Origin of the sequence: Microvirga thermotolerans, from assembly GCF_009363855.1 — a bacterium.
Taxonomy (GTDB): domain Bacteria; phylum Pseudomonadota; class Alphaproteobacteria; order Rhizobiales; family Beijerinckiaceae; genus Microvirga; species Microvirga thermotolerans.
Map to the genome: position 1 here is coordinate 479816 of NZ_CP045423.1, position 17122 is coordinate 496937.

17 protein-coding genes are annotated in these 17122 nt (G+C 68.9%); 7 read left to right on the forward strand and 10 right to left on the reverse strand.

Annotation, left to right across the window (positions count from 1 at the left end; genetic code table 11):
- Positions 1-25 precede the first annotated feature (25 nt).
- From GDR74_RS02265 to GDR74_RS02295, 7 genes are all read right to left on the reverse strand, one after another.
- Positions 26-994 carry an isoaspartyl peptidase/L-asparaginase family protein gene (locus GDR74_RS02265; protein ID WP_210251029.1) on the reverse strand — a complete coding sequence of 323 codons (969 nt, stop codon included), beginning with the start codon at positions 992-994 and terminating at the stop codon, positions 26-28.
- Between the two features lie 5 nt (positions 995-999).
- On the reverse strand, positions 1000-2055 hold the full coding sequence (locus GDR74_RS02270) for a DmpA family aminopeptidase (RefSeq protein ID WP_152584780.1): 1056 nt from the start codon (positions 2053-2055) through the stop codon (positions 1000-1002).
- Complete coding sequence (locus GDR74_RS02275; RefSeq protein ID WP_152584781.1) at positions 2052-2951, reverse strand: polysaccharide deacetylase family protein; 900 nt, start codon at positions 2949-2951, stop codon at positions 2052-2054. Before GDR74_RS02275 ends, GDR74_RS02270 begins: the two co-directional genes overlap by 4 nt.
- A 76-nt stretch (positions 2952-3027) precedes the next feature.
- Entirely contained in the window at positions 3028-3783 is a 756-nt protein-coding gene (locus tag GDR74_RS02280) for an SDR family NAD(P)-dependent oxidoreductase (RefSeq protein ID WP_152584782.1), read from the reverse strand.
- Positions 3780-4796: a ketopantoate reductase family protein gene (locus GDR74_RS02285; RefSeq protein ID WP_152584783.1), complete on the reverse strand. Its 1017-nt coding sequence runs from the start codon at positions 4794-4796 to the stop codon at positions 3780-3782. Before GDR74_RS02285 ends, GDR74_RS02280 begins: the two co-directional genes overlap by 4 nt.
- The gene (locus GDR74_RS02290) at positions 4796-5491 is read right to left on the reverse strand and encodes a creatininase family protein (protein WP_152584784.1); all 696 of its coding nucleotides are present in this window, start codon (positions 5489-5491) and stop codon (positions 4796-4798) included. Before GDR74_RS02290 ends, GDR74_RS02285 begins: the two co-directional genes overlap by 1 nt.
- Positions 5488-6552 carry a GntR family transcriptional regulator gene (locus tag GDR74_RS02295; RefSeq protein WP_152584785.1) on the reverse strand — a complete coding sequence of 355 codons (1065 nt, stop codon included), beginning with the start codon at positions 6550-6552 and terminating at the stop codon, positions 5488-5490. Before GDR74_RS02295 ends, GDR74_RS02290 begins: the two co-directional genes overlap by 4 nt.
- Before the next feature lie 106 nt (positions 6553-6658).
- On the opposite strand from GDR74_RS02295, the gene GDR74_RS02300 reads away from it, so the two are divergent.
- The 6 genes from GDR74_RS02300 (at position 6659) to GDR74_RS02325 (ending at position 13756) form a co-directional block, all read left to right on the forward strand.
- On the forward strand, positions 6659-8239 hold the full coding sequence (locus GDR74_RS02300; protein WP_152584786.1) for an ABC transporter substrate-binding protein: 1581 nt from the start codon (positions 6659-6661) through the stop codon (positions 8237-8239).
- Between the two features lie 134 nt (positions 8240-8373).
- The gene (locus tag GDR74_RS02305; RefSeq protein ID WP_152584787.1) at positions 8374-9348 is read left to right on the forward strand and encodes an ABC transporter permease; all 975 of its coding nucleotides are present in this window, start codon (positions 8374-8376) and stop codon (positions 9346-9348) included.
- Positions 9345-10238 (forward strand): ABC transporter permease, encoded by an 894-nt coding sequence (locus GDR74_RS02310; protein WP_152584788.1) that lies wholly within the window; start codon positions 9345-9347, stop codon positions 10236-10238. Before GDR74_RS02305 ends, GDR74_RS02310 begins: the two co-directional genes overlap by 4 nt.
- Complete coding sequence (locus tag GDR74_RS02315) at positions 10235-11254, forward strand: ABC transporter ATP-binding protein (protein ID WP_152584789.1); 1020 nt, start codon at positions 10235-10237, stop codon at positions 11252-11254. The genes GDR74_RS02310 and GDR74_RS02315 overlap by 4 nt, the downstream gene beginning before the upstream one ends.
- Complete coding sequence (locus tag GDR74_RS02320; RefSeq protein ID WP_152584790.1) at positions 11206-12210, forward strand: ABC transporter ATP-binding protein; 1005 nt, start codon at positions 11206-11208, stop codon at positions 12208-12210. Before GDR74_RS02315 ends, GDR74_RS02320 begins: the two co-directional genes overlap by 49 nt.
- A 22-nt stretch (positions 12211-12232) precedes the next feature.
- Positions 12233-13756, forward strand: a complete 1524-nt coding sequence (locus GDR74_RS02325; protein ID WP_152584791.1) for a carboxypeptidase M32 — start codon at positions 12233-12235, stop codon at positions 13754-13756.
- 5 nt (positions 13757-13761) lie between these two features.
- Here GDR74_RS02325 and GDR74_RS02330 read toward each other — a convergent pair whose 3' ends face one another.
- On the reverse strand, positions 13762-14523 hold the full coding sequence (locus GDR74_RS02330; protein WP_152584792.1) for a HugZ family pyridoxamine 5'-phosphate oxidase: 762 nt from the start codon (positions 14521-14523) through the stop codon (positions 13762-13764).
- 131 nt (positions 14524-14654) lie between these two features.
- On the opposite strand from GDR74_RS02330, the gene gph reads away from it, so the two are divergent.
- The gene (gph, locus tag GDR74_RS02335) at positions 14655-15314 is read left to right on the forward strand and encodes a phosphoglycolate phosphatase (protein ID WP_152584793.1); all 660 of its coding nucleotides are present in this window, start codon (positions 14655-14657) and stop codon (positions 15312-15314) included.
- A 62-nt stretch (positions 15315-15376) separates the two neighbouring features.
- Here gph and GDR74_RS02340 read toward each other — a convergent pair whose 3' ends face one another.
- Positions 15377-15550, reverse strand: coding sequence for a hypothetical protein (locus tag GDR74_RS02340; RefSeq protein ID WP_425486939.1), 174 nt, complete (start codon positions 15548-15550; stop codon positions 15377-15379).
- 561 nt (positions 15551-16111) lie between these two features.
- A complete protein-coding gene (locus GDR74_RS02345) occupies positions 16112-16351 on the reverse strand; it encodes a hypothetical protein (protein WP_152584794.1) in 240 nt (79 codons plus the stop codon).
- Between the last annotated feature and the right edge of the window lie 771 nt (positions 16352-17122).

Genomic DNA, 17122 nt, shown 5'->3' on the forward strand with positions numbered 1-17122 from the left:
CGCGAGAATCCGGCCGCGCCTCGCCCTATTGCGGCGCGTAGTCCCGCAGGGGCTCCTCGTAGATCGCCGTCCGCAGGACGCCGTCCGCGCGCACGACGCCGCGATACATGCCCGAGCAGTTGAAGGGCAGGGAGACGGATCCGTCGCGGGCCACCGCGACGACCCCGCCGGAGCCGCCGGCCGGCGCGAGCATGTCCATCACCACCTTGCGCGCCGCCTCGTCGAGGCTGCGGCCCGCATAGCGCATGAGCGAGGCGATCTCGTGCCCCGCGGCATAGCGGATGAAGATCTCCCCGTGGCCGGTGGCCGAGACGGCGCAGGTCCCGTTGTCCGCCCAGGTGCCGGCGCCGATGACCGGGCTGTCGCCGACGCGGCCGGGCGATTTCGCCGTCATGCCGCCGGTGGAGGTCGCCGCCGCGAGGTTCCCGTGCCGGTCCTTCGCCACGGCGCCCACGGTGCCGTGCCTGCGCGACTCGTCCCGGTCCTCCGCTCCCGCCCGGCGCATGGCCAGGGTTTCCTGCAGGGCGTCCCAGCGCTGCTGCGTGAAGAAATAGGACGGCTCCTCGAAGGCGAGGCCCTGCGCCCGGCAGAATTCCAGGGCGCTCTCGCCGATCAGGAACACATGGTCCGTCTTTTCCATCACCGCCCGCGCCGCGAGGACCGGGTTGCGGGGGCCGCAGATGCCGGCCACCGCTCCCGCCGCGCGGTCGCGCCCGTCCATGACCGCCGCGTCCATCTCCTGGCGCCCGGCGGCGGTGTAGACCGCGCCGCGGCCCGCGTTGAACAGGGGCTCGTCCTCCAGGGCCATCACGGCGGCGGTCACCGCGTCGAGGGCGAGGCCGCCGTCGGCCAGCACCGCGCGGCCCGCCTCCAGCGCCCGGCGCAGGCCCGCGTGGTAGGCGGCCTCCCGCTCCGGAGTCATTTTGCTGCGCAGGATCGTGCCCGCGCCGCCGTGGATGGCGAGGACGAAGTCGTTGTCGTGTGACGCGTTCATGGGTGTCATGCCTTCGGTGAGGGGTCGTGGTTCAGGGCGTCGCGGAGGCTCGGGCGCGAATGGCCGTCCCGGCCCGTCATCGGGTCCGCGGCGACGAGAGCGTCGAGGACCGCCTCCTGGGTGGCGTCGGCCATGGCCTCGAACAGCAGGTCGATCCTGTTCTCGTTGAGAACGCCCTGGGTCGCCAGGGCGGCGGTCCCGTCGTGATGCACGAGGTTGGCCGTGGTGAAGCCGACGGCGATGTCGCCGCTGCCGTGGCCCCAGAAGGCCCCGAGCCGCGCCAGTCCCACGCCGGAGCGGCGCACGACGCGCTTGAGCTGCCTGTCGCTCAGGGGAATGTCGGTGGCCGCGACGACGATGACGGAGCCCTTCTCCGCCGTGGCCCTGCCGCGGCCGCCGCCCGGCGCGACGAGGCGCCCGTCGGGGAGGCGCAGGTCGCCGGAGCGGCCGAAGTTGGACAGGACGAGGACGCCGAGATGGAAATCCGTCCCGTCGAGGTTCAGGCGCCGGGAGGCGGTTCCGATGCCGCCCTTGAAGCCGAAGGTGCTCATGCCGCACCCGGCCCCCACCGCGCCGACCGCGAAGTCGGGGGAGGCGCTCTCGATGGCGAGGCGCGCGTCGTCCTCCGTGACCGCGAGGGCCTGGATGTCGCTGAGCCAGCCGTCGTTGCATTCGAGCACGACGGGATTCACCGTGGCGGTCTCGCGGCCGATGTCGGGGTTGCCGGCGACGGCGTGCCGCACCAGGGCCGTCGCGCAGGTACCGACGGACAGGGTGTTGGTGAGAAGGAGCGGCGTCTCGAGGGTGCCGAGCTCCTCCACCTGGACGAGACCGATGCTCTTGCCGAAACCGTTGAGCACGTGCGCGGCCGCGACGGGCTTCTCGCGGTAGACGTTGCGGCCGTGGGGCAGGACGGCGGTCACGCCGGTGCGGACGTTCCCCTCGATCAGGGTCCGGTGCCCGACGCCGACGCCGGGCACGTCGCCGATGCCGTTCCTCGCGCCCGTCGGCAGGCGCCCGCAGGCGAGGCCCATGGCGCGGGCGCGGACGCCGAGGTTCATCGGGGGCACTCCGCCTTCACGTAGGCGGCGATCTCCGCATGGGTGGCGATCCAGACGTCGGGCCGCTGCGAAATCTCGGCGAGGAGCTTTTCGAGAATCCAGATGCGCGACCGGTACCCCGTCACGTGCGGGTGCATGGTGAGCAGGAACAGGCCGCCCTCCTCGTAGGCGCGCTCGAACTCCCGGAAGAAGATGTCGTAGACGGCGGTGGGCGGCGTGTGCGGGCGCAGGCCGCTGAACCGGTGCATGTTGAAGTAGACCGCGTCGTCGCGGATCCACTCCACCGGCAGTTCGACGATGCCCGTGGGCTCGCCCTTCTCCAGGAGCTCGTAGGGGTCGTCGTCCGCCATCAGGGACGAATCGTAGAGAAGGCCGAGCTCGCGCTCGATACGCAGGGTATCGGCGCTGAAATCCCAGGAGGGCGTGCGAAGCCCGACGGGGCGCACGCCGGTGATGCGCTCCAGGGTGTCCGCCGCGCGGAACATCAGGTCCCGCTCGACCTCGTAGGGCAGCTGGCTGTTGAGCTCGTGGATCCAGCCGTGGATCCCGATCTCGTGCCCTTCCGCAACGACCCGGCGCTGCTCGTCCTCGTAGAGCAGGGCGGCCACGGCCGGGACGAAGAAGGTCGCCTTCGCGTCGTACCTGCGGAGGGCGTCGAGGATGCGCGGCACCCCCTGGCGGTTGCCGTACTGGCCCTGGGACATGCGCCCGATGGACTTGCCGCCGTCGCGCAGTTCGTTGGTCTCGTGGTCGGAGTCGAAGGAGAAGGCGACCGCGCAGCGCGCTCCGTTCTTCCAGCGGGCGGGCTTCATCGGCCGGCCGGCGCGGACGTGCTCCACCTTGCGGCGCCACGTCTCTTCCGTCCAGGTCCAGGGCTGGGTGCCGATATCGTCCATGGGCGTTCCTCAACGTTCGTGCTGTCTGCCGCGGCCGGAGGCCCGGCCGCGGGTTTTTGAAGTCCTGCTCCCGGCCTCAGGAACGTCCGCCGTCCACGGACAGGATCTGTCCGGAGATCCAGCCCGCCGCGTCCGAGGACAGGAACATCACCGCGTCCGCGATGTCCTCAGGCCTTCCGAGGCGGCGGGTGTGGATGCTCTCCACGAGCCGTGCCTGGCCCTCGGGGCCGTAGCTCTCCCACTGGCGAAGGGTGGCGGGATTGGAGAGGACGAAGCCCGGCGCGACGCTGTTGACCGTGACGCCGAAGGGGCCGAGCTCGAAGCTGAGCTGCTTCGTGAGCCCGACGAGGGCGTGCTTCGCCGCCGTGTAGCCCTGGATCCCCGTGAGGCTCGGGCGCAGGCCGGCGCCGGACGAGATGTTGACGATCCGCCCGAAGCCGCCGCGCTTCATGTGCGGCGCCACCGCCTGCGAGCACCAGAAGGCCCCGTGCACGTTGGCTTCGAAGAGGACGAGCCATTCCCGCTCGCTCACCTCCTCGACGGGTTTCACCACCTGGCCGCGCACGCCGCCGGCGCAGTTGACCAGGATGTCGATGCCGCCGAGCGCCTCCGCCATGTCCCCCATCGCGGCGGCGACGGCGGAGCGGTCCGAGAGGTCGAGGGTGCGCGTGGCGCTCGCCCCCGCCTCCGCGGCGACCTTCAGGCCTTCTCCGTCGAGGTCGAGCGCCCAGACGCGGGCGCCCTCGCGGGCGAAGGACTGGACGATGGCGCGGCCGATGCCCTGAGCCGCGCCCGTGACGACGACGCGGCGGTCGGTGAAGTCGAGTTTCATGATTCGAGCAGCCGGTCGAGGGTGGCCCAGGATTGCTCGCGACGGTTCTCCTCGATGTCGTGGATCAGCGTGACGAGCCTGTCGATGGTCGGCGTGGGAATGCCGGCCTCCGCGCCGAGACGGGAGATGATCGCGATCTGCGCGTCGACCTCGGTCTTGCGCTTGCGCACGGCGAGGTCGCGCCAGATGCCCGAATGGGTCTTGGCGGTGTGCCGGTTGAACTCCGCCATGGCGGCGACGGAGCGGCGCGCGGCGGCCTCGTCCGCGCCGGGCATGAAGGCGTCCGGGTCGAACCCGTTGAAGCCGAGGGGCTTCACGCCGCGGGCGAGGGCCACCGCCATCACCTCGCGGCCGAGGCGGTGGAAGACCGGAAAGTGCCTTTCGGAGGCGAGGTTCTCCGCCATTGACGCCGGCGTGAGCGCGGTCGCGAACAGCATGGCGCCGTAACCGAGCTTGCCCCACAGGTAGCCCCAGATGTTGTCCGTCAGCACGGCGTCGGGCTCGAAGATGGAGAGCAGCCGGTGATAGTCCCTGACGCGCGGCGTGACGCTGCCGTCGATCTCGCCGACGGCGACGGTCGCGCGGTTGCCGAACAGGATGCGTCCCGGCTCCAGCCAGTCCGCCCCGAAATTCACGAAGCAGCCGACCGTCCGCTCCGCCCCGATCTCCTCGGCGATGACGAGCTCGTTGAGCCCGTTCTGCGCCGAGAGCACGGAGCCGTCGGGCGCGAGATGCGGCATGAGGGCGCGCACCGCCTCGCGGGTGTGGTGGGCCTTCACGGCGAGGATGACGCGCTTGTACCGCCCCTCGACCGCCTCCGGCGTCGCGGCCTTCACCTTCTGCCGGAAGGTCTCCACGGGCCCCTCGATGGCGAGGCCTTCCGCGTTCATCGCCTCCACATGCGGCGCGACGATGTCGACGAGGAGGACGTCCTCGCCCGCGCGGGCGAGATAGGCGCCGAGGGTGCCGCCGATGGCGCCGGCGCCCCAGATGAGAATCGGACCTTCGCTCATCACCAGTTCTCGATCAGTTCGCGGGTTTCGGCCAGGGCGACGGACCAGATGGCGTTCATCTCCTCGTCGGAGCGCTGGTAGCGCCCGCCGAAATTGCCGTCGCCGAGGATCTCGCGGACGCCCTCGGGCCCGAAGGTGCGCATGCGCTCCAGGTCGACCATCGGCTTCTGACGGTCGGGCTGGACGACGCCCTCGAGCCGGGTCCAGGGGAAGTTCTCCATCCAGGAGGCGTGGGAGGCGACGGGGTCGATCTCCTTCACCTTGGCGAAGGTGCGTGGGGCGTTCCACCAGTTGTGGAAGCGCACGCGGCAGTCCGGGTTGGCGTTCATCCACTCGATGCACGCGGTCTGGCCGGGCGTGTTGCCGCCGTGGCCGTTCACGAACAGGATGCGCCGGAAGCCCGTGCGGCGCAGGGAATCGAGAATGTCCGCGATCAGGCGCAGATAGGTCTCGGCCTTCAGCGACACCGTGCCGGGATAGGCCATGAAGTAGGGCGTGATGCCATAGGCCTGCACAGGGAAGACCGGCACGCCGAGCGGGGCGGCGGCCTCCACGGCGACGCGCTCGGCCAGGATGCTGTCCACCGAAAGGCTCAGATAGGCATGCTGCTCGGTGCAGCCGAGCGGGACCACGGCGCGGTCGTCCGTCTTCAGGTACTCCTCGACCTGAAGCCAGTTCATATCGCTGATTTTCATTCAGACGCTTCCTCTTTGGCGGGGGATGCCGAACGCAGGCGTTCGATCTCCGGCAGGAGAACCTGCCGGACGGCATGGGGATCGGGGTCGTAGCGGAATTCGATGGCCTGGCGGCCTTCGGGGAAATCCCTGAGGATCGGCTCCGCGCCGCTGGCGTAGACGAGCACGTCGAGCGTCTTCAGGAAGTCCTTGAGGTCGGGCTCCGTGATGAGGCGCACCTCCACGTCGGAGACATGGGGCGTGAAGCGCAGCACGCCCGGCTTCATCAGGGCCATGAACTCGGGAAAGATCGAGACGATCCCGATGCGGGCCATGGGATCGATCACCGCGAGCTTCGCACGCGTCTCCTCGGCGGGGATGAAGCTGAGATTGGCCATCGGCGTGCCGGGCGGAACGAGGCTTTCCACGTCGCTCCTGCGGTGGGGAAAGGTGACGCACAGGTCGCAGGGCTGCGGCAGGGGCTCCCCCGCCTGCAGCGCCGAGAGGGTCGTGACGGCGATGGAATCGGCGGGGCCCAGATGCTCGCGGATCCGGTCCGCGTATTGCTGTGTGGTGTCGAGGAAGTGGCCGACGATCACGATGTGCACGGGCCGGGGCTGGCTGCGTCCCCGCGCCGCGCGCGCGTTCACGAGGGAGGCCACCACCGTGGGCGACAGGCCGAGCTCCTCCGCCTCGTTGAACAGGGCGTCGATCCGCCGCTGGATCTTGCGCATGGCGGTCGAGCGCAGGCCGTCGCGGGAATGCCCGTCGCTCACGTAGGTGCCGGCCCCCGGCTTCGCCTCGATCAGCCCCGACCGGCGAAGCTCCCGATAGACGCCCGCCACGGTCATGGGGGCGATGCCCGCCCGCTCCGCCAGCTCGCGCACGGAGGGAAGCCTCTGCCCGGGCTGCAGCTCGCCGAGGCCGATCCCGAACTCGATCAGCCCCCGGAGCTGGACGCCGAGCGGCACGGGCAGGGTGCGGTCCAGGGCGGCCGCCAGATTGGCGAGAATCCGCTCCTGGGCATCCTGTTCTATCCGGGTGGAACGGTCGCCCGCTGCAACAATGGAACTTTTCCGCATGGCCTGTACGATTTTGTTGACTTGGGGCCGGTCGGCGACCTACCGTTATATTCGGCAAGTACACCTTGAACGAAAAGTCTGGTTCTTAGCAAGAGGGGGACTTCAGGTGAAACTAAATTCCAAGCTTGGCGGTATGGTGGCGGCGGCGCTCCTGGCGGGGACCATGCTCGGGGGCGCAGCCTCCGCGCAGACCCTCACCATGGGCCTTCGCGCCGGACCGGATTCCATCGATCCGCACTGGTCCACCCTCGGCAGCCAGGCCGAGGCGCTGCGCCACATCTTCGATACGATCGTCATGGCCGATGAGAACCTGCAGCTGAAGCCGGGTCTCGCCACCTCCTGGAAGCCGGTCGACGACACCACGTGGGAGTTCAAGATCCGCGAGGGCGTGAAATTCCACGACGGCTCCGAGCTCACCGCCGAGGACGTGAAGTTCTCCATCGACCGCATCCCGGTGGTGACGGGTCCGATGAGCATGACGATCTACACGAAGCAGGTGAAGGAGACGAAGGTCGTCGACAAGTACACCCTGCACGTGATCACCAAGGCCCCCGCGCCGACCCTGCCGAACGACTTCATCCGCCTCTTCGTGGTGCCGAAGTCCATCGGCATGGAGGCCCGCAACGAGCAGTTCAACTCCGGCAAGGCCGCCATCGGCACCGGGCCCTACAAGTTCGTGTCGTGGGAGCCCAAGGGCGATCTGGTGCTCGAGCGCTTCGACGGCTACTGGGGCCAGAAGCCCCACTGGCAGAAGGTGATCCGCAAGGAGATCCCGAACGATCCGGCGCGCATGGCCGCCCTGAAGTCGGGCCAGGTCGATCTCGTCAACTACGTCCCCGCGACGGACTACGCGGCGATGCAGAAGGACAAGTCGGTCGACACCTTCATCGCCGACACGGTCTACTTCTTCAACATCACGCCGAACGTGAAGGAGACCCTGCCGAAGCCGGTGAAGGTCGACGGCAAGGAGATCGCCGAGAACCCGCTGCGCGATGCCCGGGTGCGCGAGGCGCTCGATCTCGCCATCGACCGCAAGACTCTGGTGCGCGTCGTGCTGGAGGGTCTCGGCAAGCCCGCGAACCAGCTGATGCCCGCCAGCTTCTTCGGCGGCAACAAGAACCTGCCGGAGCGTCCCTACAACGTCGCGAAGGCCAAGGAGCTGCTCGCCGCGGCAGGCTACCCGAAGGGCTTCGAGATCGACTTCTTCTGCACCAACAACCGCCTGCCGGGCGACGCCGCCGTGTGCGAGGCCCTGTCCCAGATGTGGGCGCGCGCAGGCCTCAAGGTGAACGCCAACGCCCTCAACGGCACGGTGTTCTTCCCGGCGCAGCAGAAGGGCGAGTTCCCCCTGTGGATGAGCGGCTGGGGCACGCTGACGGGCGAGGCGAGCTACACCTACGGCTCGCTGGTGCACACCGCCGATCCGAAGACGGGCCTCGGCGCCTTCAACAAGCAGGGCTACTCCAACCCCGAGGTGGACGCGCTTCTCCAGGAAGGCGCCCGCACCATGGACGATGCGAAGCGCCGCGCCCTGTTCGAGAAGGTCACCGAGATCTCCATGAACGACCGCGCGCTGATCCCGACCGTGCAGCTCCAGACCGTCTGGGCGGCGAAGAAGGGCACCATGGTGATCCCGCCGCGCGTCGACCAGGAGACCCTGGCCTACGAGATCAAGCCGAAGAGCTGATTCGCGACATCGGCCCGGCCGGGAAATTCCCGGCCGGCTCAGTTCCCGGGGCGGCTTCGGAACACTGAAGCCGCTTCGCTTTTCGCGTTGCGTGACGATTTCCCGTTCCGTTTCCAACCCATGCACGAGCGAGCATGATCGGTTTTCTCATCCAGCGCGTTCTTCAGGCGCTCCTGGTCATCGTCGCCATGTCGATCATCGTGTTCCTCGGCGTCTACGCCATCGGGAACCCGATCGACGTCATGATCGACCCCGCCTCTGACCAGGCGCTGCGCGAGGCGCTGATCCGCCGCTACGGGCTCGACCTGCCGCTGTTCCAGCAGTACTTCGTGTTCGTGAACAACATGCTGCACGGGGACCTGGGCGAGTCCTTCATCTACCGGCTGCCGGTGCTCAGCCTGATCTTCTCGCGCTTCCCGGCGACGCTGGAGCTGGCCCTGTGCGCCATGCTCATCGCCACCTGCCTCGGCATTCCCCTGGGACTCTGGGCCGGCTACAAGCCCGATGCGCTCTCGTCCAAGGCGATCATGGCCTTCTCGGTGCTGGGCTTCAGCGTTCCCACCTTCTGGGTCGGGCTCCTGCTGATCATGACCTTCGCCGTGGAGCTCGGCTGGCTGCCCTCCGGCGGGCGCGGGCCGACGACGAACGTGCTCGGCATGAACCTGTCGATCACCTCCCTGGAGGGCCTCAGCTACATCGTCCTGCCGGCCCTCAACCTCGCCCTGTTCAAGCTCGGCCTCCTCATTCGCCTCACCCGCGCCGGCACGGTCGAGGTCATGAGCTCCGACTACGTGCGCTTCGCCCGGGCGCAGGGCCTGTCCGAGGGAAAGGTCGTCGGCCTGCACGTCCTCAAGAACATCTCGATCCCGATCGTCACCGTCTTCGGGCTCGAGCTCGGCTCCACGCTCGCCTTCGCCGTCGTCACGGAGACGGTGTTCAACTGGCCCGGCATGGGCAAGCTCATCATCGATTCCATCACGGTGCTCGACCGTCCCGTGATGGTCGCATACCTCATCCTGGTGGTGTTCCTGTTCGTCCTGATCAATCTCGTCGTCGATCTGGTCTACGGGCAGCTCGACCCCCGCATCCGCGTCAAGGCTTCCTCATGAGCGCTCCCGTCGAGAATCGCTGGAGCCGGCTTTCGAACTTCTGGTCGGATTTCCGGCAGAGCCCCGTGGCGGTGGCGGCCCTCGTCGTCATCGTCTCGGTCGTCCTCATGGCCGTCCTCGCGCCCGTGGTGGCGCCGCAGGATCCCTACAACCAGGAGGCGCTCGACCTCTTCGATGCGCGCCTCGAGCCCGGGGAGGTCGGCTCGGGCGGCTACGTCCACTGGCTCGGCACGGACGCCGCCGGGCGCGACGTGTTCTCCGCGATCCTCTACGGGCTGCGCACCAGCCTCATCGTCGGCGTGATGGCGGGCACCTTCGCCCTGGTCCTCGGGGCCGTCGTCGGGCTCGTCGCCGCCTATTACGGCGGGCGGGTGGAGGCGCTCATCATGCGCGTCATCGACCTGCAGCTCTCGCTGCCCGCCATCCTGCTCGCCCTCGTGCTGGTCGCCCTGCTCGGACAGGGGCTTCCGCAGCTCGTGGCGGCTCTGGTCGCGGCGCAATACGCCTATTTCGCCCGCACCACCCACGGGGCGGCGAGCGCCGAGCGGCGCAAGGACTACATCGAGGCGGCGCTCTCCACGCCCATCCCGGCGCGGCAGGTGCTGTTCCGGCACCTCCTGCCGAACGCGCTGCCGCCGCTGATCGTGGTGGCGACGGTGCAGGTGGCCAATTCCATCGCCCTGGAGGCGACCCTGTCCTTCCTCGGCCTCGGCCTGCCCATCACCCAGCCGTCGCTCGGCTCGCTGATCTCCAACGGCTTCCAGTTCCTGCTCTCCGGCCGCTACTGGATCTCGATCTATCCGGGCATCGCGCTGATGCTGACCGTGGTGGCGATCAACCTGGTGGGCGATCAGGTCCGCAACGTCCTGAATCCGAGGCGCAGCCGATGAGCGAACCCGTCCTCAGCGTCCGCAACCTCCGGACCCAGTTCAAGACCCGCGCCGGAACCCTCAACGCCGTCGACGGCGTCAGCTTCGAGGTCGGCCGGGGCCGCATCCTCGGCCTCGTCGGCGAATCCGGCTCGGGAAAGAGCGTCACCGGCTATTCGATCCTCGGCCTCATCGAGCCGCCGGGCATGATCGCCGACGGCGAGGTGCTGCTCAACGGCCGCGACCTCACGCGCCTGAAGGGGGACGAGCTGCGCCGCGTCCGCGGGGCGCAGCTCGCCATGGTGTTCCAGGATCCGATGATGACCCTGAACCCGGTCCTCAAGATCGGCACCCAGATGATCGCGGCCGTCCGCGCGCACGACAACGTGTCGCGCAGGGCGGCGCGGGTGCGGGCGCGCGAGGCGCTCGCCAAGGTCGGCATTCCGAGCCCCGAGGAGCGGCTCGACGCCTATCCGCATCAGCTCTCGGGCGGCATGCGCCAGCGCGTGGCCATCGCCATCGCGCTCCTGCACCGGCCCGCGGTGATCATCGCGGACGAGCCGACGACCGCCCTCGACGTGTCGATCCAGGGCCAGATCCTGGCGGAGGTGCGCCGCCTCGCCGACGAGACCGGCACCGCTTTCGTCTGGGTCACGCACGACCTCGCCGTGGTGTCGAGCCTCGCCGACGACATCTGCGTCATGTACGCGGGGCGAGTGGTCGAGACCGGGCCTGCCGCGGAGGTGATCGCCGCGCCGCGGCACCCTTACACGGCGGGCCTCCTCGCCTCCGTCCCCGCCGAGCACGAGCCGGGCGAGAGGCTGCCCCAGGTTCCGGGCTCGGCGCCCTCGCTCGCGAACCTTCCGCCCGGCTGCGCCTTCGCCCCCCGCTGCTTCAGGGCCGGCCCCGCCTGTACGGCGACGCCGCCCGTTCAGCGCTTCGCGGACGGACGCTCCGCCCTCTGCCATTATCCGATCGAGACCGATTCATGTCAGCCGCCCTCCTCGACGTCGACCACGTTTCGAAGCGCTTCGTAAAGCAGCCGAGCCTCGGCGAGCGCATCGCGGGCGCCCTCGGCGCCGGCCGCGGCACGGAGGTCGTGCGCGCCGTGAGCGACGTGAGCCTCTCCGTCCGCAAGGGGGAGGTGGTCGGCCTCGTCGGCGAATCCGGCTGCGGCAAGTCCACGCTCGGGCGCATCGTCGCCGGGATCTACGCGCCGACCGAAGGCAAGGTGCTGTTCGACGGCAAGCCCGTCGCGAAGCAGCAGGGCCGCCGCACCAGCAAGCTGACCACCCGCATCCAGATGGTGCACCAGGACCCCTTCGCCAGCCTCAACCCGCGCATGCGCATCGGGGACACGGTGGCCGAAGGCCCCGTCACCCATCGCATCGTCAAGGCGCGGGAGGCGGATTCCTACGTGGCCGACCTCCTGGGGCGCGTCGGGCTCGATCCCAGCTACCGCCGGCGCTTCCCGCACCAGTTCTCGGGCGGCCAGCGCCAGCGCATCGCCATCGCCCGCGCGCTTGCCATGAAACCGGACCTGCTGGTGCTCGACGAGCCCGTCGCATCCCTCGACGTGTCGATCCAGGCGCAGGTGCTCAACCTCTTCATGGACCTGCGGCGGGACCTCGACCTGACGGCGATCTTCATCAGCCACGACCTCGGCGTGGTGCGCCATGTCTCCGACCGGGTCGCGATCATGTATCTCGGCCGCATCGTGGAGCTGGCCCCGACGGCGGAGCTCTACGCCGCCCCCAACCACCCCTATACCAGGGCCCTGTTCGAGAGCGTCCCGCGGATCGGCGTCGGCCGCAGGAGCTTCCATCCCATCGCCGGGGAGATCCCGTCCCCGCTCCATCCGCCGAGCGGATGCCACTTCCATCCGCGCTGTCCCCTCGCCGGGCCGCGCTGCAGGGCCGAGGCGCCGGCGCTGACCGCGATCGCCCCCGGACGCTTCTCGGCCTGCCATCTCAACACCGGCGGAACCGCCTGAACCCCGAAGCTCCAGCGACACCATGGCCACGAACGACTCCCTCGCCGCGCTCAACGAGCGCATCGCCGCCGTCAACGATGTCCTGAACGCGGCATCCGTGCTCACCTGGGATTCGCGCACCATGATGCCGCCGGGCGGCGCGGAGACCCGCGGGCACCAGATCGCGACCCTGACCCGCCTCGCCCGCGACCTCCTGCTCGCGCCCGAGACCGCGGCGGCCCTCGACGCCGCGGAGCGCGCGGTCGCGGATCTGCCCGAGGATTCCCCCGAGCGCAGGATCGTGGCGCAGACGCGTCACGCGGTGATCCACCACGGCCGCGTGCCGGCCTCGCTCATCCAGGAGCGCGCGGCCCTTCGCACCGTCGCGCAGGCGGCCTGGATCGAGGCGAGGGCGAAGAGCGACTTCGCGATCTTCGCCCCGCACCTGGAAAAGACCCTCGCGCTCTCCCGCGCCTATGCGGACTGCATCGGCTGGAGCGAGCATCCCTACGACGCGATGGTCTCCATCTACGAGCCGGGAGAGACCGCCCGCAGCCTGAAGGCGCTGTTCTCGACCCTTCGCGCGGGTCTCCTGCCGATCCTCGATGCGGCCCGCTCCCGGCCGGCGCCGCGCTCGGACTTCCTGTTCCGCGACTTCCCGGAGGAGGGGCAGAAGGCGTTCGGCCTCGCCCTGGCGCAGAAGCTCGGCTACGACCTCTCGCGCGGGCGTCTCGACACCACGGTGCATCCCTTCGAGGTGTCCTTCACCCGCAACGACGTGCGCATCACCACCCGCTACAACCGCAACTACCTGCCGGCCTCCATCTTCGGCACCGCGCACGAAACGGGACACGGCCTCTACGAGCAGGGCGTCGACCCCGCCTATACCCGCACGGCCCTCGCCACGGATCTCGTCGGCCTCTACGCGGTGGGCGGCACCAGCTTCGGCGCGCACGAGTCCCAGTCGCGCCTGTGGGAGAACCACGTGGTCCGCAGCCGGACCTTCTGGCACCTCCACTTCCCCGAGCTCCGGTGCCACTTCCCGCAGCAGCTGGCCGATGTCAGCGCCGAGGGGTTCTACCGCGCCGTCACCCGCGTCGAGCCCGGCTTCATCCGCGTGGAGGCGGACGAGCTGACCTACGACTTCCACATCATGCTGCGCGTCGAGATCGAGTGCGCCCTCATGGACGGGTCGCTCGAGGTGGCCGACCTGCCCGGCGCCTGGAACGCCGCGATCGCCCGCGACCTCGGCCTCACGGTCCCGGACGACGCCAGGGGCGTCCTCCAGGACGTGCACTGGTCGACCGGCTATATCGGCTCGTTCCCCACCTATACGATCGGCAACGTGATGGCCGCGCAGATCATGGAGACCCTGCGGCGGAACGACCCCTCCCTGGAGGATGCGGTCGAAGCGGGCGAGTACGCGGGGCTCGCGGAGGCGCTGCGCGCGAAGGTGTGGCAGCACGGCCGCCGCTTCCGGCGGGAGGAGCTGCTCGTCCGCGAGACGGGGCGCGGCCTCGATCCCACGCCCTACCTCTCCTATCTCGCGGAGAAGTACGCCGCCTGATCCGCTCAGGCCGGCGCCTCGCCGCCGCGGGCCTTCCGGGCGAGAGCGACGAGCGCGGGGCGCAGCTCCGCGCTCCGCGACAGGCGCTGCGGAAAGGAAAGCCGCACGACCTCGTCGCCGCAGGCGAGCTGGGCTCCCTCCGGGTCGAGCCCCGTCAGCCGCCAGGCGCCCGGGCGCGCGCCGCACAGCCGCTCGGCATAGAGCGCGACCGTGTCCGCATGATCCTCGTTCATGTGCGCCACGGCCTCCGCCTCGAGATCCGCGAAATCCTCCAGCCCCGCCAGGTCGGTGAGCAGGTCGGCGGCCTCCATGCGGTAGGCGCGGCCGAAGCCCGCGTTCAGGCTCGCCCCCTGGACGGCGAGGCGCCAGAACGAGAAGTCCGGAAAATCGACATAGAGCGCGGCCTTCGGGTGATGGGCGAGGTAGCGGCGCCTGAGCGCGCCATGTTCGGCCGACATGCGCTCCACGCGCTGCGCGAGCGCCCGGATCGTCAGGCGCGGGTGGGCGAGGGGATCCCCCTTGCCGATGTCGGAGAGAAGAAGCGAGCAGCGGGGCTCCCGCTCCATCAGCCGCGTATGGATCGAGAGCTGCGAGGTGAGGAGGACGGGCGTGCCGTCGCAGGCGGTCGCAACCCCCACGAGGCTCGCGAAGGGAAAGCCGCCCTCCGGGTCCACCGTCGCCAGGGCGCCCGAGCGCGAGGTTCGCAGAAGGCGCTTGGCCGTGGCGCGCGCCTCCTCGTCGACGGGCAGGGTGGGGTCGTGGCTCATGGCGTATCCTCGGCCTCTGGGGATGTGCGGCGCGCCGCGCCATGATAGCCGAAGGCACGGGCGGCCGCACGGCCTGCGCCCGTTGTGGAAAACCGTTCCCGCTCCGCCGCAGAAGGATCCAGACCCGAGCCATGAAACCCGTACGCGCCATTCTCTTCGACCTGGACGGCACTCTCGTCGACAGCGCCCGCGACCTTCGGGAGGCGGTCAACCTCCTTTTGGCGGAGGAGGGGCTGCGGCCGCTGAGCCTCGACGAGGTGAAGGGCATGGTCGGGGACGGCGTGGCCAGGCTCGTCGAGCGGGCGCTGCGCGCCACGGGAGGCGACGCGGCGCGGCTCGACGCGCAGGTCCCGCGGTTCATGGATCTCTACGGGGCCCGCGCAACCCGGCACACGGTGCCCTATCCGGGCGTTCCGGAGGTCCTGGCGCATCTCCAGGGACGGGGCCTGCGCCTCGGCGTGGTGACGAACAAGCCGCGTCGCGCGACCCTCGAGATCCTGAACGCCCTCGGCCTCGCCGGCTTCTTCGGATCGGTCGTGGCGGGCGATACCCTGCCCGAGCGCAAGCCGGACCCCGCGCCCCTGCGGCACGCGCTCGCCGAGCTCTGCGCGGCGCCGGAGGAGGCGCTCATGGTCGGCGACAACCACCACGACGTGCAGGACGCCCGTGCCGCGGGCCTGCGGGCGGTCGCCGTCACCTACGGCTACAGCCACAGGCCCCACGGCGAACTCGGCGCGGACGCCCTGATCGACGCCATGCCCGAACTGGTGGCGTGGCTCGGCCTGGAATGACGGCATGGAGTGACGGGCCTGCCGACCTGCGGCGTCCGGAAGGCGGCACGATCCGCCGTCGCTCAGATCCGCTCCCCGCGCATGTCGCGGACGGTGCGGCCGATCATCCCGTATTTCGTCCGGGTCACCTTCAGGTCCCGGAACCAGTTGACCAGATCGCCCCAGGGGTCGTTGATCTGCCCGAGCCCGGCGATGAAGGCGACGACCGTCCCGACCTCCGTCCGGCCCCGCACCACGAAGTAGCCGGTCGCCCGGATCAGCCCGGCGAGGCGTGGCGGCGTCCGGGGGAGAAGGTGCCGGAATCGCCTCTGGCGGGTGAAGCGCCCCGAAGGGGCCGCGAGGCGTCCATGGCCGTGTCACCGTCCTTCGGTCGCGGGCGATTCCGAAGGATAGCTCCGGGGCGCCGGTCCGGGATTGCGGCAGATCAATCGCCGACGGGATTCGTCCGGGTGCCGGTTCCGCCCCGCGTCCGTGAGGAGGAGGCCGAACGGGCATCCGATGCGGCCGCGAGCGAAGGGCTCGGTTCACAACATGTGCGGGAGAGGACCGACCGGCCCTGGATCGCCGCCCGCGCGGTATGCCGGGAGGTGCGGGAACTTGGTGGAGCTGAGGGGATTCGTCGGCGGGCATGATCGACTCGCGTAGTTCTCGTACGAGGAGGCTGGGGCTGCGCGGATTTATGGTCAAGCTGGCCTGGGAAGCTCTCCCAGGCCATGAAGTTCGAGACTACTGCCGGGCCGTCGAAACAGCGCGAGGCCCGCCGATCACAATGAAGTTCGAGAAAGACTGGCCGAAGTTCACAGCCAACCCTGCTCGCTCCGCTTCCAGATGTATTGGCTCAGATGCGAGCGCACCTCAGATTTGCGCTGATCTTCAAGGTTGGCGAAGACAAGCACGATCTTCCGGCCATCCCGCCACATGGCCCATTTGGAGCCTTGCTCGCCGAAGTATTTAACGTGATCTTCGAGAATAACGTCGTGAATAGCCTTCGGCTTCCGTGAAGGCTTAATAGTATAAGTGTAGGGCAAATTGCTCATAATAACCTCAGATAATTATATATTGAGATTACCTGAGCGGCTCATAATCGTCATTATTCTTTATAAATTGACGCCAATTCGTACGATATGCTTTAATAAATACAGATGCGAGGCGCTTCTAGCCTGCATCAGATATATCGCTCAGGAGTGTACAGGGGCCGCCTCCGCCCCAGCAACGGCATCCGGGACCACCTGACCGGCGCACCGTAGGCAGAGCGACCCACGAGACGGACATCCCGCCCTGAGATGGTAGGGAGTAACGGCTGCTCGGCGGACAGGAGTTCCGCGAAAGGCATTCCAGAAAAGAGGAGAAGTGTGTCGTGCTCGATTTGACACCTCTCCGCGTACGGCCTGATCCCTCAACAGTCGGGCGTACGAGCTTCCAATCTTCAGATTGAATAACCGTCACGGTCATAACGTTCGCCGGAGTCGCAAGGTCCGGTCGGGTGAAAAAGGCTTTTAGAGCGCACCCGCCGGGGAACCCCCACACTCACGAGTAGGCGGAGCGGACCGGAGAAAGGGCCGTCATGTGCTGGTCTCGGGTGACCGCCAGCCGCCGGATAACACCGGCAAGCGGCTGTTGAGCGTCCACGACTCAGGGTGTGAACGTGCTGTCTCTCTTCTGCTTGCTCAATTCGAGCAGGCAGGGGGGAGAAAGCGTGTGATCTTGGGTGTGAACCAGAAGATAGATTATTCGAGACAGGTTTGGATCATCACAGCAGATCACTGCTGATGCCTGGAGCGCGAGCGATCACGAGCCTGCGAGTGATC